Origin of the sequence: Curtobacterium sp. VKM Ac-2887, assembly GCF_015350935.1 — a bacterium.
Lineage (GTDB): Bacteria > Actinomycetota > Actinomycetes > Actinomycetales > Microbacteriaceae > Curtobacterium.
On the sequence record NZ_JADKSB010000008.1, the window covers coordinates 199,527 to 219,860 of the forward strand.

At 70.5% G+C, this 20,334-nt stretch carries 17 protein-coding genes; 11 read left to right on the forward strand and 6 right to left on the reverse strand.

Annotated elements, in window-relative coordinates; translation table 11 throughout:
- Window positions 1-8: 8 nt before the first annotated feature.
- Window positions 9-599 (reverse strand): TetR/AcrR family transcriptional regulator, encoded by a 591-nt coding sequence (locus ITJ69_RS11485; RefSeq protein WP_228505428.1) that lies wholly within the window; start codon window positions 597-599, stop codon window positions 9-11.
- A gap of 72 nt (window positions 600-671) precedes the next feature.
- Here ITJ69_RS11485 and ITJ69_RS11490 point away from each other — a divergent pair, with 72 nt between their 5' ends.
- Entirely contained in the window at window positions 672-1,595 is a 924-nt protein-coding gene (locus tag ITJ69_RS11490; RefSeq protein WP_194672812.1) for an aldo/keto reductase, read from the forward strand.
- 18 nt (window positions 1,596-1,613) lie between these two features.
- On the opposite strand, the gene ITJ69_RS11495 is transcribed toward ITJ69_RS11490, so the two are convergent.
- Together ITJ69_RS11495 and ITJ69_RS11500 are read right to left on the reverse strand one after the other, a co-directional pair.
- Window positions 1,614-1,847 (reverse strand): hypothetical protein, encoded by a 234-nt coding sequence (locus ITJ69_RS11495; RefSeq protein WP_228505429.1) that lies wholly within the window; start codon window positions 1,845-1,847, stop codon window positions 1,614-1,616.
- Window positions 1,848-2,004: 157 nt separating this feature from the next.
- Complete coding sequence (locus tag ITJ69_RS11500; RefSeq protein ID WP_159573941.1) at window positions 2,005-3,567, reverse strand: amino acid permease; 1,563 nt, start codon at window positions 3,565-3,567, stop codon at window positions 2,005-2,007.
- A 539-nt stretch (window positions 3,568-4,106) separates the two neighbouring features.
- Between ITJ69_RS11500 and ITJ69_RS11505 the strand changes: the two genes are divergently transcribed.
- The 4 genes from ITJ69_RS11505 to ITJ69_RS11520 all read left to right on the forward strand — a co-directional run bounded on the left by ITJ69_RS11505 (window position 4,107) and on the right by ITJ69_RS11520 (window position 8,578).
- Entirely contained in the window at window positions 4,107-5,381 is a 1,275-nt protein-coding gene (locus ITJ69_RS11505) for a quaternary amine ABC transporter ATP-binding protein (protein WP_131881502.1), read from the forward strand.
- Window positions 5,378-6,367, forward strand: a complete 990-nt coding sequence (locus tag ITJ69_RS11510) for an ABC transporter permease (protein WP_194672813.1) — start codon at window positions 5,378-5,380, stop codon at window positions 6,365-6,367. The genes ITJ69_RS11505 and ITJ69_RS11510 overlap by 4 nt, the downstream gene beginning before the upstream one ends.
- A gap of 14 nt (window positions 6,368-6,381) precedes the next feature.
- The gene (locus tag ITJ69_RS11515) at window positions 6,382-7,305 is read left to right on the forward strand and encodes a glycine betaine ABC transporter substrate-binding protein (RefSeq protein ID WP_159573942.1); all 924 of its coding nucleotides are present in this window, start codon (window positions 6,382-6,384) and stop codon (window positions 7,303-7,305) included.
- 109 nt (window positions 7,306-7,414) lie between these two features.
- A complete protein-coding gene (locus ITJ69_RS11520) occupies window positions 7,415-8,578 on the forward strand; it encodes a mechanosensitive ion channel family protein (protein WP_123338999.1) in 1,164 nt (387 codons plus the stop codon).
- An 88-nt stretch (window positions 8,579-8,666) separates the two neighbouring features.
- On the opposite strand, the gene ITJ69_RS11525 is transcribed toward ITJ69_RS11520, so the two are convergent.
- Window positions 8,667-8,858, reverse strand: coding sequence for a hypothetical protein (locus ITJ69_RS11525; protein WP_111085947.1), 192 nt, complete (start codon window positions 8,856-8,858; stop codon window positions 8,667-8,669).
- Between the two features lie 93 nt (window positions 8,859-8,951).
- On the opposite strand from ITJ69_RS11525, the gene ITJ69_RS11530 reads away from it, so the two are divergent.
- Window positions 8,952-10,103 carry an SLC13 family permease gene (locus ITJ69_RS11530; protein ID WP_159573943.1) on the forward strand — a complete coding sequence of 384 codons (1,152 nt, stop codon included), beginning with the start codon at window positions 8,952-8,954 and terminating at the stop codon, window positions 10,101-10,103.
- A gap of 43 nt (window positions 10,104-10,146) precedes the next feature.
- Here the strand turns inward: ITJ69_RS11530 and ITJ69_RS11535 are convergent, their stop codons facing one another.
- Together ITJ69_RS11535 and ITJ69_RS11540 are read right to left on the reverse strand one after the other, a co-directional pair.
- Entirely contained in the window at window positions 10,147-11,118 is a 972-nt protein-coding gene (locus tag ITJ69_RS11535) for a magnesium transporter CorA family protein (RefSeq protein ID WP_123292263.1), read from the reverse strand.
- A gap of 68 nt (window positions 11,119-11,186) precedes the next feature.
- Window positions 11,187-13,634 (reverse strand): hypothetical protein, encoded by a 2,448-nt coding sequence (locus tag ITJ69_RS11540; protein ID WP_194672814.1) that lies wholly within the window; start codon window positions 13,632-13,634, stop codon window positions 11,187-11,189.
- A 135-nt stretch (window positions 13,635-13,769) separates the two neighbouring features.
- On the opposite strand from ITJ69_RS11540, the gene otsA reads away from it, so the two are divergent.
- From otsA to ilvN, 5 genes are all read left to right on the forward strand, one after another.
- Complete coding sequence (gene otsA / locus ITJ69_RS11545) at window positions 13,770-15,362, forward strand: alpha,alpha-trehalose-phosphate synthase (UDP-forming) (RefSeq protein WP_123292265.1); 1,593 nt, start codon at window positions 13,770-13,772, stop codon at window positions 15,360-15,362.
- A complete protein-coding gene (gene otsB / locus ITJ69_RS11550; protein WP_111085942.1) occupies window positions 15,355-16,137 on the forward strand; it encodes a trehalose-phosphatase in 783 nt (260 codons plus the stop codon). Before otsA ends, otsB begins: the two co-directional genes overlap by 8 nt.
- A gap of 92 nt (window positions 16,138-16,229) precedes the next feature.
- A complete protein-coding gene (ilvD, locus tag ITJ69_RS11555) occupies window positions 16,230-17,924 on the forward strand; it encodes a dihydroxy-acid dehydratase (protein ID WP_123292267.1) in 1,695 nt (564 codons plus the stop codon).
- A 47-nt stretch (window positions 17,925-17,971) separates the two neighbouring features.
- Window positions 17,972-19,795 carry an acetolactate synthase large subunit gene (locus ITJ69_RS11560; RefSeq protein WP_194672815.1) on the forward strand — a complete coding sequence of 608 codons (1,824 nt, stop codon included), beginning with the start codon at window positions 17,972-17,974 and terminating at the stop codon, window positions 19,793-19,795.
- On the forward strand, window positions 19,792-20,292 hold the full coding sequence (gene ilvN, locus ITJ69_RS11565; protein ID WP_022907763.1) for an acetolactate synthase small subunit: 501 nt from the start codon (window positions 19,792-19,794) through the stop codon (window positions 20,290-20,292). The genes ITJ69_RS11560 and ilvN overlap by 4 nt, the downstream gene beginning before the upstream one ends.
- Window positions 20,293-20,334: the final 42 nt, after the last annotated feature.

Genomic DNA, 20,334 nt, shown 5'->3' on the forward strand with positions numbered 1-20,334 from the left:
CCGGGACGTCAGTGCGTCCGGAGCCCCTCGACCAGGATGTCGAGCAGGCGGTCGGTCTGTGAACCGTCCGCAGCGCCACGGGTCGTCAACAGGATCCCGACGAGCGCGGCGGTCACGTCGTCGGCGAGGACGTCCGCGCGGAGGGAGCGGTCCGCAGTGCCGCTGTCGAGGAACCGTTGGACCGCCGCGTTGACCCGATCACGGGTCCCCGCGGCTTCGGCGGTCTCACGGAGCGCGCCGGCTCGGACGGTCTCGGCGAGTCCGCGTTTGGTCGCCACGAACTCGGCGTACCGGCCGGCGAAGGCCCGGAGCGCCGAGGCGGCGGACGCCCCGTCGAGCAGGTCGTCGACCGTGCTCAGCGCGGCGTCGAGCTCGGCTCGGTAGACGGCGGCCACGAGGTCCTGACGCGTGGGGAAGTTCCGGTAGAGCGTCCCGATCCCGACACCTGCGGCCAACGCGATCGCGCCGAGGGACGTGTCCTCACCCTGGTGGGTGAAGGCGGCGCGGGCGGCACCGACGAGCCGTTCCCGGTTGCGCGCGGCGTCGGCCCGGGGTCGGCGGGGACCGGCATCCGGGGCGTCGGGCGTTGTGGTGGACAAAACGGAGGCTCCTCCGGTTAGGATCATCGAAGCGGAGGATCCTCCGCTTCGATCGAGGATACCGGAGACGACATGCACCACGACACGGAGCGCCCGGGTGGCGCGTACGACCTCGGCGGACGGACCGTCGCTCGGATCGGCTACGGCGCGATGGCGCTCGAACGCTTCGCCGAGGACCGCGCGGCCGGCGTCGCCCTGCTGCACCGGGCGCGCGAGCTCGGGGTGGATCACCTCGACACCGCGGAGTTCTACGGCGACGGTGTCGCGAACGACGTCATCCGGCGAGCGTTCGGCGCCTCGGACCAGGTGGTCGTCGTCAGCAAGATCGGTGCTGTCCGCGTCGACGCGCCGGTGCCGCTCGCACTGGCGCAACGCCCGGAGGAGCTGCGCGAACAGGTGCACGCGAACCTCCGGACCCTGGGCCGCGAGCGCATCGACGTCGTGAACCTGCGGCGCGCCGACACCGGACCCGGGTTGATCGCCGAGGGGGAGCAGCTCGTCGACCTGGACGACCAGCTCGCCGAGATGACGGCCATGCGGGACGAAGGGCTGATCGGGGCCATCGGACTCAGTGCCGTGTCCGAACCGGTCCTGCGCCGCGGTCTCGCCGCCGGCATCGTGTGCGTCCAGAACGCGTACTCGCTGGTGGCGCGGGAACACGAGGCGTTGTTCGACCTGGCCGTCCGGAACGGCGTCGCCTGGGTTCCGTTCTTCCCGCTCGGCGGCGCGTTCCCCGGTCTGCCGAAGGTCGCCGACGAACCCGTCGCGATCCGGATCGCTGCGGAGCTGCGGGTCACCGCGGCGCAGCTGGGCCTCGCGTGGCTGCTCGGCCGCGCGCCACAGGTCTTGCTCATCCCGGGGACGTCGAGCGTCGCCCACCTCGAGGAGAACGTCGCGGTGGGGTCCGTCCGGTTGTCGCCCGAGCAGCGCGGAGCACTCGACGGGGTGTGGGCTCGGCGTGCGGCGGAGAGCACCGACGCGCCGGCGTGGCCCTGAGTCGACTGGCCGGACCGGTCAGGACTCCGTGTGCAGCGGCGGTCCGAGCACCTTCTGGATCGCCAGCGCGGCGAGCTGCTCGTCCGAGGTGTCGAGCAGCACGCGGAACGTCTCCGGCTCCGTGACGAACTCGACGCAGACGGCATCCTCGTCGCACGGTCCGAGCCGCCACCCCGACACCGCGTCCATCGGCACCGAGACCCGCGCCTCGCGCTCGTAGTCGGTCTCGGCCTCCAGGCGGTCGGGGAACACCCGCAGGCGTCCGTACGCGCCTCGCCAGCTCAGCTGGAGATCGAGGGTGGGGGGAACAGACGCAGGGGAGACAGAGCGGTCCGGCACCCGCCGATCGTACCGACGGGAGCCGGACCCACTGCACTCGGCGCGCGACGTGCTGCGCACCGGGGACAGATCAGACGGTGTCGTCGGACCCCTTGTGCTCGCCGCCGTCCTCGCCGTCGCGACGGACCTGGTTCGCCGGGTCACGGACACCGATCGGGTACGGGCCGGTGACGCCCTGTCGGAGCGAGGCGATGCGCAGGATGCGGTCGCGCTGCAAGAACCAGCCGACGACGAGCAGCGGGATCACGATCACGAGGGACGCGATCGTGTAGGTGCCGACCGGGTAGTCGATCGCCATCAGCACGATGACCGACGCCAGGAACGCCAGGGTGAGCCACGCGGTCACCGGGGCGCCGGGCAGCTTGAAGGACGGCTCCTTCGCCAGTCCCTGCTTCGCCCACGACCGGAGCCGCATCTGACAGAGGATGATCGTGCCCCACGCCGTGATGATGCCGAGGCTCGCGATGTTCAGCGCGATCTCGAACGCCTGGCTCGGGACGAAGTAGTTCAGGACGACGCCGGCGACGGTGAAGCCGGCGGTGAGCAGGATGCCGGCGTACGGCACACCGCCCTTCGACATCTTGGTGGTCCACTTCGGCGCCGAGCCGTTCATGCCCATCGAGTGCAGGGCGCGACCGGTCGAGTACAGGCCGGCGTTGAGCGACGACAGTGCCGCCGTGAGCACGACGAAGTTCATGATGCCGCCGACGATCGACCCGACCTGCGGGTTGCCGAGCGACGAGAAGAACGTCACGAACGGGCTCTCGCCCTCCTTGTACGCCGTGTACGGCAGGAGCAGGGAGAGCAGGATGATCGACCCGACGTAGAAGACCGCGATGCGGAACACGACGGAGTTGATGGCGCGGGGGATGACCTTCTCGGTGTTCTGCGTCTCACCGGACGCGGTGCCGACGAGCTCGATCGCCGCGTACGCGAAGACGACACCCTGGATCACGATGACCGCGGGGAGCAGCCCGTTCGGGAACAGTCCGCCGTTGTCGCCCCAGATCGAGAAGCCCGTGCGGACGGCTTCGCCGCCGGCCTCGACCGGGAACGCGAAGACGAGCCAGATGATCGCGACGACGAGGAACGCGACGAGTGCGGCGACCTTGATGAGCGCGAACCAGAACTCGAGTTCGCCGAACACCTTGACCGCGACCATGTTGGCGGCGAGCACGACGACCAGGGCGATCAACGCGAGGAGCCACTGCGGTGCGGCGGTGAACGCGGACCAGTACTGCAGGTAGATCGCGACGGCGGTGGTGTCGACGATCGAGGTCATCGCCCAGTTCAGGAAGTACATCCAGCCGGCGGCGTAGGCGAACTTCTCGCCGTAGAACTCGCGGGCGTAGGAGATGAACGACCCCGACGACGGACGGTGCAGCACGAGCTCGCCGAGGGCGCGCAGGATGAAGAACGCGAAGATGCCGCAGATCAGGTAGGTCAGCGCGAGCGCGGGGCCCGCGGTGTGGAGTCGTCCACCCGCACCGAGGAAGAGTCCGGTACCGATGGCCCCACCGATCGCGATCATCTGCAGCTGCCGGGGCTTCAGACCGTGTTGGTAGCCCTCTTGCTCGTGCGAGAAGTCGTTCGCCGGAGCACGGTTCACGCCCGTGTCGTTCTGCGCTGTCATGCGCGCCAACCTACATGCGCACGGAACCGGGGCGGCACACAAACCTCCGAACGAGCTGATCTGTAACGAGACGGTCACGATCGCGATCCCCATGTGCGTGGGCGACACGCCGACGACGGGGTACAGCGGTGCCGGGATTCCGGCGGACGTCGATTGTGATCGGGGGACAAGACACCGTTAGGTTTGAACGTCCCCACAGGCCCGATGGTCGGGGACACGACGACCAGGACGCGTCCACGGCCAGCAGCGCCGGGGCCGTACGGTCGGCCGGACCGGGACCGCCCCGAGCGTGGTCCCTGCGTGCGTGATCGCTCGCCCTGCGCCGTTGCGCGGGGCTCGACGTGGCCGCGCGCACCGTCCCGGACGACCCGTCCGCAACCACACCGTCGCCGCACGCGCGCTCGTTCGCCGTGGCGACGCGAGGAGCCCAGTTGTCCATCGCACCACCCGAGAGCCGGCACACCCCGTCGCCGGACCCCACCGGCACGTCCCCGGACCCCACCACGTCGCCGGCGGTCAGCGTCCGCGACGTCTACAAGGTGTTCGGCCGTCGACCGGCCGAGGCCGTCCGCCGCCTCGCCGCCGGTGCCACCCGCGACGAGGTCCGCGAGCAGGGATCCGCCGCGGTCATCGACGCGTCCTTCGACGTCCGACCCGGCGAGATCTTCGTCGTCATGGGGCTGTCCGGCTCCGGCAAGTCGACCCTCATCCGGATGCTCAACGGCCTGCTCGAGCCCACCGCCGGCAGCGTCGAGATCGGCGGCCGCACGGTCACCGGCGCGACGCCGAAGGGGATCCGCGACATCCGCCGGTCCAGCGTGTCGATGGTGTTCCAGCACTTCGCCCTGCTGCCGCACCGCACCGTGCTCGAGAACGTCGCGTACGGCCTCGAGGTGAACGGCGTCGACAAGACGACGCGCCTCGCGAAGGCCCGTGAGGTCATCGACCTGGTCGGCCTGGACGTCTGGGCCGACGCGAAGCCCGACGAGCTGTCCGGCGGCATGCAGCAGCGCGTCGGCATCGCCCGCGCCCTCGCCGCCGAGACCGACGTCCTGCTCATGGACGAGGCGTTCAGCGCGCTCGACCCGCTCATCCGCCGCGAGATGCAGGAGCAGCTCGTCGACCTGCAGCAGCGGCTCGGCAAGACCATCGTCTTCATCACGCACGACCTCAACGAGGCGATGTTCCTCGGCGACCGGATCGCCGTGATGCGCGACGGCCGGATCGTGCAGATCGGGTCGCCGGAGGACATCCTCACCGACCCGGCGAACGACTACGTCGCCCAGTTCGTGCAGGACGTCGACCGTGCCCGTGTGCTCACCGCCGCGAGCGTCATGGAACCGGCCCGCGCCACCGTCCCGCTGACCGTGGGTCCTCGTGGCGCACTGCGCACCATGCGCGACCTGCAGACCGCCGCGCTCTTCGTCACCGGTCGTGGCCGGAAGCTCGAGGGCTGGGTCCGCGACCGGCACGTGATGCGCCAGGTGAAGGCCGGCGACACGAACCTCGACGCGATCGTGAACACCGAGTACGCCCGGGTCGCCCCCGACACCGCGCTGACCGACCTGTTCGAGCTCGCCGTCGAGTCACCCCTGCCGATCGCCGTGGTCGACGACGAGGAGCGCCTGCTCGGCGTCGTCCCGCGTGTGACCCTGCTGGCCGCGCTCGGCAACGTGCCGACCGCGACGATGCCGATCCCGGTGCTCGAGCCGGTCACCCGCATCTCCGACTCCGACATGGACTCGACCCTCGCCGCGACCGGCGAGACGCCTGCCCACACCGGCGAGCCCGCCATCGAAGGAGACCACGCATGATCACCCCCGGTACCAACTCCTTCGGTGACTTCCACCTGCCCCTCGGCACCTGGGTCGCCGCGGTCGTCGACTGGATCACGACCTACCTGTCCGGCTTCTTCGACGTCGTCCGCTACGTGTTCACGTGGATGGACGCGTGGATGGAGTACTTCCTGTCCACCCCGCCGTTCTGGGTCGTCGTCGCGGTCCTCGTCGTGCTGGCGTTCCTGGCGAAGGGCTGGAAGCTCGCGCTCGGCGCTGCCATCGGTCTGCTGTTCATCGTCAGCGTCGGGCAGTGGACGAACGCGATGAACACGCTCGCGCTCGTCGTGGTCGCCGCCGGCCTGGCCGTCGTCCTCAGCATCCCGCTCGGGGTGTGGGCCGCCCGGTCCGACGCCGCGAGCCGGATCATCCGCCCGGTCCTGGACTTCATGCAGACGACCCCGGCGTTCGTCTACCTAATCCCGGCGCTGCTGCTGTTCCGCGTTGGTGTCGTCCCCGGCATCGTCGCGACGATCGTCTTCGCGATGGCCCCCGGCGTCCGGCTCACCGAGCTCGGCATCCGCGGCGTCCCGAGCGAGGTCGTCGAGGCCGGTGCCGCCTTCGGGTCGAGCCCGTGGCGCATCCTCCGTCAGATCCAGCTGCCGTTGGCGAAGGCCAGCATCATGGCCGGCGTCAACCAGGTCATCATGCTGTCGCTGTCGATGGTCGTCATCGCCGGCATGGTCGGCGCCGGCGGCCTCGGCGAGCAGATCGTCGCCTCGCTGAACCGCATCGACGTCGGGCTCGGGGCCGAAGCCGGCCTGTCGGTCGTGGTCCTGGCGATCCTGCTGGACCGCCTGACCGCAGCGCTCGGCGGCGACGCGAGCGGTGCCGCCCGGCCGTGGAAGCGCAAGCGCAAGCCCACCGTGACCGCGACGCCGAACGCGGCGACCGCCCAGACCGCCGCCACCACCGAGGCAGCCCCGGCCGACCGCCGGCGCGAGCCGCAGACGACCAGCGCGTGAGGAAGGACCAGACCATGAAACGAACCAAGCGAACCAAGCGCACCCTCGCGGCGGCCGTCCTCGCCGTCGCCACCGCCGTCGGCCTGTCCGCCTGCATGCCGCCCGGCTACTACGGGGCCTCCGGCACCGTCGACAACGGCGACCAGAAGTCGATGCACGTCGTCGTCTTCAACGGTTGGGACGAGGACACCGCCGCCAGCTACCTCTGGAAGTACGTGTTGGAGCAGAAGGGCTACGACGTCCAGCTCACGAACTCCGACGTCGCACCCGCCTACACCGGCCTCGCGTCCGGCGACTACGACGTGGTGTTCGACACCTGGCTGCCGAACACGCACAAGGAGTACATGGACACCTACGGCAAGGACCTGACGGACCTCGGCGCCTGGAACGAGCAGGCGTCGCTGGAACTGGCGGTGCCGAAGTACTCGGACATCGACTCGATCGACGAGCTCAAGGCGCACGCGTCCGACTTCGGCAACAAGATCATCGGCATCGAGCCGGCCGCCGGTGAGACGAAGGTCGTGTCCGACCAGGTCATCCCGCAGTACGGCCTGGACGGCATGGACTTCATCACGAGTTCGACGCCGGCGATGCTCGCCGACCTCAAGGCCTCGATCGCGAAGAAGGAGGACGTCGTCGTGACGCTGTGGCGTCCGCACTGGGCGTACGACGCCTTCCCGATCAAGGACCTGAAGGACCCGAAGGGTGCGCTCGGCAAGAACGAGGAGATCCACACGATCGCCAAGAAGGACTTCGAGCAGGACTTCCCGCAGGCGTCGAAGTGGATGGAGGACTTCTCGATGGACTCCGACACCCTCTACTCGCTCGAGAACGCGCTCGTGAACAGCGGCGCGAAGGCCAGCGAGTACCCCGCGATCACGGAGAAGTGGGCTTCCGAGCACCAGGACTTCGTCGATTCGCTCACGTCCGGCAAGTAGTCAGCAGGTCGGACAGGAGGCCCGGTGCGCGTCGTGCGCACCGGGCCTCGGTCGCGTCCTGGGCCGGTTTTCTGAACGACGCCTGTCGTTTCGTTGCTTGCATGGAGGGATGGACATCCTCCTCCGACTCCTGGTCGCGATCGGGTTCGCCCTCCTCATCACTGCCGTCGCCGCGGTCGTCCTGCACCTGGTGCTGCGAACGGTCGCGCGACGGGAACGGTGGGCCGGCGTGCTCTCGCGCCGGGCGAAGCACCCGTTCCGCACCACCCTGCTCGTGGTCCTGCTCTGGATCGCGTTCACCTCGAGCGTCCCGCGCGACGCCGACGCGTACCCGTGGCGCGACGAGGTCGTGCACGGGTTCCTCATCGTCACGATCGCGGTGGGCTGCTGGCTGGCGTGCCAGATCGCGATCTTCCTCGAGGACCTCGGCCTGCACCGGTTCCGCATCGACGTCCCCGACAACCGGCAGGCCCGCCGCATCCGCACGCAGGTCCTCATCATCCGGCGGCTGACCGTCGCCGTGCTCGTCATCATCGCCGTCGGCGCGATCCTGCTCACCTTCGACGGGGTCGAGGCGGCGGGCGCGAGCGTGCTCGCGAGCGCCGGACTCATCTCGGTCGTCGCGGGTCTCGCGGCGCAGTCGACGCTCGGCAACGTCTTCGCGGGCATGCAGCTCGCGTTCTCCGGGTCGATCCGCGTCGACGACGTCGTCGTGGTCGAGCAGCAGTGGGGGCGGATCGAGGAGATCACCCTGACCTACGTGGTCGTGCACCTGTGGGACGACCGGCGCTTCGTGCTGCCGTCGACGTACTTCACGAGCACCCCGTTCGAGAACTGGACGCGCACGAACAGCGAACTGCTCGGTGCCGTCGAGATGGACCTGGACTGGCGGGTCCGTCCGGGGGAGATGCGCGAGGAACTCGACCGGATCCTCGACCGCACCGAGCTGTGGGACCGCCGCGTCAAGGTGCTGCAGGTCACCGATGCCGTGCAGGGGTACGTGCGGGTGCGGGTCCTCGCGACGTCGCACGACGCCCCGTCGCTGTTCGACCTGCGCTGCTACATCCGCGAGGAACTCGTCGAGTGGATCCAGCGCACCCACCCCGACGCCCTGCCGGTCCAGCGCGTGCTCATGGTCGACGAGACCGCACCGCGGCGGCGCACGGCGTCGACCGCTGCCGACTCGGCGCTGTTCGCGCCGGGGCAGGAGGACCGCGCGGCACTCTTCACCGGTCCGATCCAGACGTCCGACATCCCGCCTGCGGAGCGCTGACGGGCTCCGGACCCGACACGGGACGGACGGGAGGCCCGGTGCCAGCTGGCACCGGGCCTCCCGTCCGTCGTGTGGTCGCGGCCCGGAGCTACGGCTGGCGCGCCTTGACGGCGCGGTCGTCCTCGACCACCGTGCCGATCGCCACGATCGTGGTCGCGATCCACGCGACCCACGTCAGGGCGAGCCGCCAGTCGCGGGGTCCCTGGCGGGTGGTCTGGAGCACGCTGTAGCCGCTGATGAGCGAACTCCACACCGCACCGTTGAACATGAACTTGCGCACAGAGGCCTCCTGTCGTCGTACTGCCAACGCTACCGGTCAGTACATTGGAGCGCCGCCGGACACCCTGCCCGGCGCACTCGTGGAGGAACGCCCGTGCGTCAGGCCGTCATCGGAGCAGTGCTGCTCGTCATCGGCGCGGTGTGCGTCGCGCTCGGCCTGCTGCCGCTCGACGACCTCGGGGTCCTGGCCGAACGGGTCCTGCCTGTCCTCGGGTTCGTCCTCGGGCTGACGATCGTCGCCGAGCTCGCCGCGGACGCCGGGGTGTTCGACCGGCTCGCCGACGTCGCGGCACGTGTCGGCGGCGGACGCACCATCGGGCTGTGGGGCGCGGTCGTGGTCCTCGCCGTGCTCTGCACCGTGTTCCTGTCGATCGACACGACCGCGGTGCTGCTCACCCCGATCGTGATCTCACTGGCGCGCCGGGTCGGGCTGCCGCCGATGCCGTTCGCGCTCACCACCGTCTGGCTCGCGAACACCGCGTCCCTGCTGCTGCCGGTGTCGAACCTGACGAACCTGCTCGCCGTCGACCGGATGGGCCTCGGCGGCCCGCTGCCCTTCGCCGGGCTGATGGCCTGGCCGGCCGTCGCCGGGGTCGTCGTGCCGTGCGCCGTCCTGCTCGTGGTGTTCCGCGGCAAGCTCTTCGGGCGCTACACGCCGGTGTCGGTGCGCCGTCCGTCCGACCCGGTGTCGTTCTGGGCGGCGTCCGCTGTGCTCGTCGCGCTCGTGGTGGCGCTGACCGCCGGGGTGACGGTCTGGATCGCGGCCGTCGCCGGTGCCCTCGTGCTCGTCGTGGTCGCGGCGTTCCGGTCGCCCGCCGAGCTCCGGCCGTCGCGGGTGCCGTGGTCGACGCTGCTGTTCGCCGCCGGGCTCTTCGTCGTGGTCGAGACCCTGCACAGCACCGGGCTCACCGACCCGATCGTGCGGGCGCTCGGCGACGGCACCGGCACCGGGCCGCTCCTGCTGCTCGGCGCCGGGGGAGCGGTGGCGGCGAACGCGATCGACAACCTGCCCGCGTACCTGGTGCTCGAGCCCGCTGCCGGTCACGAGGCCGTGCGGTACGCGGCGCTCCTCATCGGCGTGAACGCCGGGTGCCTGGTGACGCCGTGGGCCTCCCTCGCCACCCTGCTGTGGCACGCACGGCTGTCGGCCGAGGGCGTGCACCTGTCGTGGGGCAAGTACATGCTGCTCGGGTGCATCGCGGCTCCGCTCACCGTGGTCGCCGGGGTGCTCGCGCTGGCGTTCTGACGTGGGGCCGCTGGGGTGCTCGCGCTCCGACGCGCGGTCGCGGTCAGAGCCAGTCGCGGGCCTTGAAGACGCGGTAGAGCACGAGCGACGACGCGACGATGAGCGCGAGCGAGACGTACAACCCGCTCCACGCACCCTCGCCCGGGAACGTCACGTTCTGTCCGAAGAAGCCGGTGATGGCGGTGGGGATCGCGATGATCGCGGCCCAGCTCGTCACCTTCTTCATCACGGTGTTCTGCCGGTTCGACGCCAGGTTGAGGTTCGTGTCGAGGACACTCGATACGGCGTCGCGCAGTTGCTCGACGGAGTCGGAGATCGACACCAGGTGGTCCTCGACGTCGCGGAAGTAGGGCCGGATGCCGTCCGAGATCGTCTCCGCGTCGCCGTGCAGCAGCGACGCGACGCTGTCGCGGGTCGGGACGACGAGCCGCCGCAGCACGCCGAGGGCCTTGCGGAGGCGGAACGACCGGCGTTGGATCTGCTGTTCGCGGGCGTTGCCCCGCTCGAACAGGTCGTCCTCGAGGTCGTCGATCCGTCGCTCGATGTCCTCCACGGTCTCGGTGGCGTGGTCGACGACGGCGTCGAGCAGCGCCCAGACGAGCCACGGCACACCGTGCTCGGCCACGTCCGCGTTCGCGTCGAGCCGGTGCTCCATCGCGGCGGTGTCGACGTCGGCCCCGTGGATGGTGACGAGGGCGTGCTCGGTGACGAACGCCTTCACCTCGTGGGTGACGAGCTCGCCGTCCTCGCCGAGACCGCCGACGTCGTAGACCACGAGGAACAGGCTGTCGCGGTACCGGTCGAGCTTCGGGCGCTGGCCCTGCTCGACGGCGTCCTCGACGGCGAGGGCGTGGATGCCGAGCTCCTGTTCGACCTGCACGAGGTCGTCGTGCACCGGGTCGGTGTAGTCGACCCAGACGAAGGTGTCCGCGTCGGCGACGAGGTCCGAGACCCGGTCGACCGGGAAGTCCCGTTCCGCCGCGTCGCCGTTCCGCCACGCCCGTGTCCTGACCATGCGCGTCAGCCTAGTGAGACGGCCGGCCCGGGGATCCCAGGCCGGCCGTCGTCGCGTGCGGTGGTGCGTCAGTAGGCGGAGACGAGCTTCCCGTCCTCGACCTTCAGGTACTGGTACACATCGAAGCTGTCCTCGCCGTGCTCCTCGTCCCCGAAGTACGAGGTGTAGTCGTACTCGACGACACCGTCCTTCGTGCTCTGCACCATGACCGTGCCCGAACCGGAGGCCTCGACCTCGACCTCGGGCATCGTCGTGACGTCGTAGCGCACGGCACCATCAGCGTCGTACGGGCCGTACCAGGGGCACCCGCTCAGCGCGCTGAGGTCGGTCTTCGTGGCGCAGTCGTCGATCAGGTCGGTCACGTACTGCTCGGCGTCCTGCTGCAGCGCCTTCGTGGCGGTGGGGGTGAAGTCGACGTACCCGGACGACGTCGCACCGACCGACACCTGCTCGGTGCCGCCGGTGAAGTACTTCGTCCCGCCGACCTGCACCTCGTAGGTGCCGGGGTAGGCGAGCGAGGTGAACCGGCCGTCGCTGATCTCACCGATCTCCTTGCCGCCGACCGTGACCGGGGCGCCCTCGAGCACCTCGGACGCGGTCAGGGTGACGGTCTGGGCGAGCGGCTCGGTGACGCGCCACTCGTCCTTCACCAGGAACGAGGTGCCGGTGCGCCGGAGGCTGACCTGGCCGGAGCGGTTCTTGCCGTCCTGGGTGTAGCTGACGGTGGCGAGGGCGCTGTCTCCGCTCGTCGAGACGCGGCCGACGCGGATGTCCGACGGGCGGTCCTTCGCGCTCTTCAGCACCGCGGTGTCGAGCATGGCGGCGTCGGACGGCACCTCGCTGAGTCGGGCGGCGGTGTCGGCGTCGCCGCTCGCGATGGCCTGCACGTAGGACTTCACGGTCGGCGCCGGGCCCCACACGTTGGCACGGAGCACACCGGTGGTGACGGCTCCCGCGATGACGACGACGACCACGGCGCCGCCGGCGATGAGCGAGCGGACCAGGACCTTCTTGGCGCGCGGCGACATCGGAGCGGGCGCGGGAGCGCCGCCGCCGACGAAGGGCTGTTCGGGCTGACCGGGGTGGCCGACGCCGGGCGTCGCCGCCCACGCTGCTGCTGCCGGGTCGCCCGCGGGCGCCGCCGACGGGAACGCCGGAGTCGCTGCCGGGAAGGTCGGTGCGGCCGCCGGGCGCGGGTCCGCTCCGACGAGGCGCGAGGTCCGCAGCACGACGCCACCGCCGAGGCGGGGGAGCAGCACGGGCGCGAGGTACCGTGCCACGGCCTCGATCGCGCCGCCCCACAGCGCGAACACGAGCGGAGTCCACGGTGCGATCCCGATCGAACCGGTCCCGCTGACGGCGCTGATGCCCGTCGCCTGGTAGGACACCAGCCCGGTGCCGAGCACGAAGAGCAGGAGCCCGAGGGCGAACCAGACGACCGGGGTCACGACCCAGTCCAGCGTGGTGCGGAACCGGTCGTTGCGGCGGACAGCGAGTGCGAGGCCCGCGACGACCGAGGTCACGACGACGAGCAGGACGACGAGCCAGGTCCAGCCGCCGGCGCCGCCGAAGACCGACGCCGTGCTGCCCGCCGAGCCGAAGCCGGACAGCCCGACGCCGCCGAGGAACCCGAGGGCGGTGAGGCCGACCGCGACGTTGCCGACGAGCACCGGCAGCGCTGCGCCCCACGAGGGCTGTGCGACCAGGGCGACGACGATGACGACGACCGTCACCAGCACGACGAGCACCGTGAGCTGCGACGCCGCGACGCGCAGCGTGCCGAGGACGCGACCGGCGAACACGTTCCGGCCGAGCAGGGCCGACGGGCGTGCGAGCACCGCGGCGAGTGCGCCGATCACGAAGGCCCCGAGGACGCTGCCGAGGCCGACCGCGTGCACGGGGTCGATGGAGGCGCCGGAGACGGCGGGGAACCGGATGGCGAGGATGCCCGCGGCGGCGTTGGTCAGCACCGTGGTCACCAGCCCGGACAGGACGGCGGTCAGCAGGATCGGGGTGCGCCCGAGGCCGCGGGTGCGGATGCGACGGGTGAGCACGACGGCCAGCACGACCTGCGCGGCGAGCACGAGCGCCGGGACGACCGCGAGCGCGCCCGACCCCGACCCGAGGAAGCCGATCGAGCCGGACAGGTGCAGGCGGCCGAGGTCGGCGAGGGCGACGAGCTGGGCGGGGGTGCCGAGCAGGACGCTGACCCCGGAAAGCAGCGACTGGACGTCGGGGGTGCTCCCGGCGCCGAGGTCGGTCCCGGTGCCCGTCGACCCCGACCCGACGGAACCGGATCCCGATCCGCCCGCTGCCAGCACGGCGACGGTGAGGAGCAGCGAGATCGCGGCGACCACGTAGGCGGCGACCCAGCCGCCGACGGCGGCGAGCACGGCGGCCAGCCAGTCACGGCCGGACACGGACCGCAGCAGGCGACCGAACGCATCCGACGGCTGCGGGCCGGGCTGCCCCGGCGGGACGGGCGGGACGGGCGGGTTCGGCGGGTTCTCGCTCATGGCTGGTGGGTCCTCTCCGACCGGGAGGCCGATGCCGCACGCCAGCACCCGTGTCCCCCCGACACGCACCCGCAGCGTACCGGAACCCGCCGATCCGCCGTGAATCCGCTGTCCGGGCGCTGGTAGGTTCCCACCGTGTCTGCGCCTTCTCGTTCCTCCACCAAGTACGCCTTCGTCGTCGCCTCGAACCGCCTGCCGGTGGACCGGGTCGTCGACCAGGACGGCAACGAGGGGTGGCGGCACTCGCCCGGTGGCCTCGTCACCGCCCTCGAGCCCGTGATGCGCGCGAACGACGGGGCCTGGGTCGGCTGGGTCGGCCAGCCCGAGGTCGAGGTCGAGCCGTTCGACAACGAGGGCATCCACATCGTGCCGGTCCCGTTGTCCGACGACGACGTCGAGGAGTACTACGAGGGCTTCAGCAACGACACCCTCTGGCCGCTGTACCACGACGTCATCGAGCACCCGAGCTACCACCGCGACTGGTGGAACGCCTACAAGCGCGTCAACGAGCGCTTCGCCGCCCAGATCGCCGAGATCACCGAGCAGGACGGCATCGTCTGGGTGCAGGACTACCAGCTGCAGCTCGTGCCGGCACTGCTCCGGGCCAAGCGTCCCGACCTGACGATCGGCTTCTTCAACCACATCCCGTTCCCGCCGGTCGGCATCTACGCCCAGCTGCCCTGGCGCGCGCAGATCCTCGACGGCCTGCTCGGCGCCGACGTCATCGGCTTCCAGCGCCACGACGACGCGAGCGACTTCCTCCGCGCGGTCCGTCACATCAAGGGCTACACGACGAAGGGGCAGACGATCGACGTCCCCGTCGACGACCCCGACGCACCGCGCAGCCGCAAGGGGATCACGGTCCGCCACGTCGAGGCCCGGCACTTCCCGATCTCGATCGACGCCGAGGCCTTCGAGGACATCGCGCGCCGTCCCGAGGTGCAGGAGCGTGCCCGCGAGATCCGCGAGAGCCTCGGCAACCCGAAGACGGTGCTGCTCGGGGTCGACCGCCTCGACTACACCAAGGGCATCCGGCACCGCATCAAGGCCTTCGGCGAGCTCGTCGAGGACGGCCGCATCAAGGTCGAGGACGCCGCCCTCATCCAGGTCGCGAGTCCGAGCCGCGAGCGCGTCGACACCTACGCCACCCTCCGCGACGAGATCGAGTTGAGCGTCGGCCGCATCAACGGCGACCTCGGGGTCATCGGCCACCAGCCGATCTCGTACCTGCACCACGGCTACCCGCGCGAGGAGATGGTGGCGCTCTACCTGGCCGCCGACATCATGCTCGTCACCGCACTGCGCGACGGCATGAACCTCGTCGCGAAGGAGTACGTCGCGGCCCGCTTCGACAGCGACGGGGTGCTCATCCTGTCCGAGTTCGCCGGTGCCGCCGACGAACTGAAGCAGGCCGTCATCGTCAACCCGCACGACATCGGCGCGCTGAAGGACAGCATCGAGCGCGCGATCGAGATGCCGCGCCGCGAGCGCTCGACACGCATGCGTGCGCTCCGGAAGCGGGTGCGTGACAACGACGTGGCGCGCTGGTCGCGCTCGTTCCTCGAGGCGCTCGACCGGCACGCGCCGCGGAACGCCCAGCTCGACCCGTCCGCCACCGACCCGGCGGACCGACACCGTGAGGCGCAGACCGACAACATGTCGATCTTCGACCAGGACGCCCAGTCCGCCAGGGCTGCCGAGGACACCCGGGAGGCACGTGATGACTGAGACCACCACCGACCAGACCGCCATCGACACGGCTCTCGAGACGCTCGCGGCTGCGCCGCGACTCATCGTCGCCCTCGACTTCGACGGCACGCTCGCGCCCTTCGCCGACGAGCCGTCGCAGGTCGGTGCTCTGCCGGGCTCGTGGGCAGCGGTCCTGACCCTGCACCGTGCGAAGGACACCGAGGTCGTGCTCGTCTCCGGTCGCCCGCTCGGCAGCCTCGCGGCCGTGTCGCACGCGCCGCAGGACATGGCGCTGGTCGGGTCGCACGGCGTCGAGTGGCGCGTGGACGGCCACGACGAGGCCGCCCTGACCGACGACGAGGTCGCCCGGGTCGCACGCATCGGTGCGGCGCTCGACGAGGTCGGCGCGCGGTACCCGGGCGTCGTCATCGAGCACAAGCCGGCCGGTCACGGCGTGCACACCCGTCGCGTGAGCGCCGAGGTCGCCGCGCAGGCGAACGCCGACGCGAGCCGTGCGGCGCACGAGGCCGACGCCGACGTGCTCGAGCGCGGTGGCAAGGACATCGTCGAGTTCGCCGTCCGGCACGTCACGAAGGGCGACGCGATCGCCCGGCTGCGCGAGCTCCACGGTGCCGACGCGGTGTTCTTCGCCGGTGACGACGTCACCGACGAGGACGGCTTCCGCGTGCTCGGTGACGGCGACGTCGGCGTGAAGGTGGGCCCGGGGGAGACCCGTGCCGGGTACCGCATCGCCGACCCGGCGGCCCTGACCGGCGTCCTGAAGCAGCTCGCGCGCCTGCGTGCGACGCGCTGACAGGGTGATCCGGGCCTCCCGTCCGCCACGCGGAAGCATGCGAACGCATGAAGGTGCGCGACTGGTATCCCAATCGGTCCTAGACTCGCTCCATGCCTGATATCGACGTCAAGCCGCGCAGCCGGGTCGTCACCGACGGGATCGAAGCAACCACCTCGCGTGGCATGCTGCGGGCCGTCGGTATGGGAGACGAGGACTGGAGCAAGCCGCAGATCGGCATCGCGTCCTCGTGGAACGAGATCACGCCCTGCAACCTCTCGCTCGACCGCCTCGCACAGGGCGCCAAGGAAGGCGTCCACTCCGGCGGCGGCTACCCGCTGCAGTTCGGCACCATCTCCGTCTCGGACGGCATCTCGATGGGCCACGAGGGCATGCACTTCTCGCTCGTCTCGCGCGAGGTCATCGCCGACAGCGTCGAGACCGTCGTCAACGCCGAGCGCCTCGACGGCACCGTCCTGCTCGCCGGCTGCGACAAGTCCCTGCCGGGCATGCTCATGGCCGCCGCGCGCCTCGACCTGGCGAGCGTGTTCCTGTACGCGGGCTCGGTCATGCCGGGCTACGTGAAGCAGGCCGACGGCACGATGAAGGAAGTCACGATCATCGACTCCTTCGAGGGCGTCGGCGCCTGCAAGGCCGGCACCATGTCCGAGGAAGAGCTGAAGAAGATCGAGTGCGCCATCGTCCCGGGCGAGGGCGCCTGCGGTGGCATGTACACGGCCAACACCATGGCGAGCGTGGCCGAGGCCCTCGGCATGTCGCTGCCGGGCTCCGCCGCCCCGCCGAGCGCCGACCGCCGCCGTGACTACTACGCGCACCGCTCCGGCGAGGCCGTGGTGAACATGCTCGAGCACGGGATCACCGCCCGCCAGATCCTGACGAAGGAAGCCTTCGAGAACGCGATCGCCGTGGCGATGGCCCTCGGCGGCTCCACCAACGTCATCCTGCACCTGCTCGCCATCGCCTACGAGGCCGAGGTCGAGCTGTCGCTGGACGACTTCAACCGCATCGGTTCGAAGGTCCCGCACCTGGCCGACATGAAGCCCTTCGGCAAGTACGTCATGGTCGACGTCGACCGCAACGGCGGCATCCCGGTGATCATGAAGGCGCTGCTCGACGCCGGCCTGCTGCACGGCGACTGCCTCACCGTCACGGGCAAGACCGTCGCCGAGAACCTGGCCGAGATCGACCCGCCGGCGCTCGACGGCGAGGTCTTCCGCACGCTCGACAACCCGATCCACGAGACCGGCGGCCTGACCGTCCTGCAGGGGACCTTCGCCCCCGAGGGTGCCGTGGTGAAGACCGCGGGCTTCGACGCCGAGGTGTTCGAGGGCCCCGCGCGGGTGTTCGACCGCGAGCGTGCCGCGATGGACGCCCTCACCGAGGGCAAGATCCAGAAGGGCGACGTCGTCGTCATCCGCTACGAGGGCCCCAAGGGCGGCCCGGGCATGCGCGAGATGCTCGCCATCACCGCAGCCATCAAGGGCGCGGGCCTCGGCAAGGATGTACTACTCTTGACCGACGGACGATTCTCAGGCGGCACAACCGGCCTGTGCATCGGCCACATCGCACCCGAGGCAGTGGACGCAGGTCCAGTTGCCTTCGTGCGCGATGGCGACCGCATCCGTGTCGACATCGCGGCTCGCTCGCTCGACCTACTGGTCGACCCGACCGAGCTGGAGGCCCGCCGTGACGGCTGGGCCCCGCTGCCCCCGCGCTACACCCGCGGAGTCCTCGCGAAGTACGCCAAGCTCGTGAAGTCCGCCGCCCAGGGCGCGGTCACGGGCTAGCGTTCGACACACGCACCATCGCCACCTCTCCAGGCAAGGACCACCTCATGCCCACGGAAGCAACTCCGCTGTCCGCGGCCGCCGGTGCACGCCGGTCGCCGGAGATCCTGACCGGCTCGGGAGCCGTCCTCCGGACGCTCGAGCACCTCGGGATCACCGACGTCTTCGGCCTGCCGGGCGGTGCCATCATCCCGTTCTACGACGAGCTCATGGCGTCGAAGACGATCCGCCACATCCTCGTCCGCCACGAGCAGGGCGCCGGCCACGCCGCCGAGGGCTACGCCTCGGCGTCCGGCAAGGTCGGTGTCGCCATCGCGACGTCCGGCCCCGGTGCGACGAACCTCGTCACGGCCATCGCCGACGCCTACATGGACTCGGTGCCCTTCATCGCGATCACTGGCCAGGTGTTCTCGACGCTGATGGGGACCGACGCGTTCCAGGAAGCCGACATCGTCGGCATCACGATGCCGATCACGAAGCACTCGTTCCTGGTCACGGACCCGGCCGATGTGCCGGCGACCCTGGCCGCGGCGCACCTCATCGCGACGACCGGTCGGCCCGGCCCCGTGCTGGTGGACATCACGAAGGACGCCCAGCAGAAGTCGGCGCCCTACGTCTGGCCGCCCAAGATCGACCTGCCCGGCTACCGACCGGTCACCAAGGCGCACGGCAAGCAGATCACCGCGGCCGCGCAGCTCCTGGCCGAGGCCGAGCGGCCGGTGCTCTACGTCGGCGGCGGCGTGATCCGCTCCCGCGCGACCGCCGAGCTGCTCCGCTTCGCCGAGGCGACGGGTGCGCCCGTCGTGACGACGCTGATGGCACGCGGTGCCTTCCCGGACTCGCACCCGCAGCACCTCGGCATGCCCGGCATGCACGGCACCGTCCCGGCGGTGCTCGGTCTGCAGGACAGCGACCTGATCATCGCGCTCGGTGCCCGCTTCGACGACCGCGTGACGGGCAAGGCCGACGAGTTCGCGCCGAACGCCAAGGTCGTGCACGTCGACATCGACCCGGCCGAGATCTCGAAGATCCGCTTCGCCGACGTCCCGATCGTGGGCGACGCCCGTGAGGTCCTGGTCGACCTGCTCGACGCGTGGGGCGGCATCGCCGTCGACGACCGCGCCGCGACGGCCGACTGGTGGACGAAGCTCCGCCAGCTCAAGGTCGACTTCCCGCTCGGGTACGCCGAGCCGACCGACGGGCTGCTCGCCCCGCAGGCCATCATCAAGCGCATCGGCGAGCTCTCCGGTCCCGAGGCCGTCTACGCCTCGGGTGTCGGGCAGCACCAGATGTGGTCGGCGCAGTTCATCAAGTACGAGCGCCCGAACGCCTGGCTGAACTCCGGCGGCGCGGGCACGATGGGCTACTCCGTCCCCGCCGCGATGGGCGCGAAGGTCGCCCAGCCGGACCGCGTGGTCTGGGCGATCGACGGCGACGGCTGCTTCCAGATGACGAACCAGGAACTCGCGACCTGCGTCATCAACGACATCCCGATCAAGGTCGCGATCATCAACAACTCGTCGCTCGGCATGGTGCGGCAATGGCAGACGCTGTTCTACGACGGCCGCCACTCGTTCACCGACCTCGAGACCGGCCACGACTCGCGCCGCGTGCCCGACTTCGTGAAGCTGGCGGACGCGTACGGTGCCCTCGGCATCCGCGTCGAGAAGGCCGACGAGGTCGACGCCGCCATCCAGCTCGCACTCGAGACGAACGACCGCCCCGTGGTGATCGACTTCGTCGTGAGCCGTGACTCGATGGTCTGGCCGATGGTCCCGCAGGGAGTCAGCAACTCGTCCATCGAGTACGCCCAGGCCCTCGCACCCACCTGGGACGACGAGGACGCCGACATGACGGGGGAAACCGCATGAGCCACGTCCTGTCCCTCCTCGTCGAGGACAAGCCCGGTCTGCTGACCCGCGTCGCGGGCCTGTTCGCCCGCCGCGGGTTCAACATCGAGTCGCTCGCCGTCGGCAACACCGAGGTCGACGGCCTCAGCCGGATCACCGTCGTCGTCGACGTCGAGGACCTCCCGCTCGAGCAGGTGACGAAGCAGCTCAACAAGCTCGTCAACGTCATCAAGATCGTCGAACTGGACTTCTCGCAGTCCGTCCAGCGCGAGCACATGCTCGTGAAGGTCCGCGTCGACAACCAGACACGCTCGGCCGTGCTCGAGGCAGTGAACCTGTTCCGCGCACAGGTCGTCGACGTCGCGAACGACTCGCTCATCGTCGAGGTGACCGGAGACCCCGGCAAGATCCAGGCGATCCTCCGCGTCCTCGAGCCCTACGGAATCAAGGAGCTCGCCCGTGCGGGACTCCTCGGCATGGGCCGCGGACCGAAGAGCATCACCGACCGGGTGCGCTGACCAGCGATCCGCCACCCCCACAATCCACCAGAACCAAGGAGA